Below are 390 nucleotides of genomic sequence, written 5' to 3'. Positions count from 1 at the left end.
CCTTTTTCAAAAGTAAAATGCTCTAACCAGCCGGTCAGTTCCGCAAGCCTTCGGACACCTCCAGGCTGCGTAACCGTCACCGGGGGATTCTACCATCCCCTGCATGTCTCGTGTATGAGTGTCCTCCAGCCAGGAGGGCCGCATGCCGGGACACAGCAACAGGCAGCACAAGGGACAAGGCGGGGGCATGCCTGAGGCAACGGCGCTTTTTCCAGGGCAAGGCGATAAAGAGACGATGCGGAGAAACGACGGGGACTAACGTTCTCTCTTGACTCCGGGACTGGGCCATATGCAGGCCCTGGATTTTTTTGTTGACCCTGACGCATCGTCTGGATAGAAATAATTTACATCATCATTTCACCCTTCTCCTTTTCAAGGATGCAGCATGCG

The organism is Megalodesulfovibrio gigas DSM 1382 = ATCC 19364 (assembly GCF_000468495.1).
GTDB lineage: Bacteria > Desulfobacterota > Desulfovibrionia > Desulfovibrionales > Desulfovibrionaceae > Megalodesulfovibrio > Megalodesulfovibrio gigas.
This window is presented reverse-complemented; position numbering follows the sequence as displayed.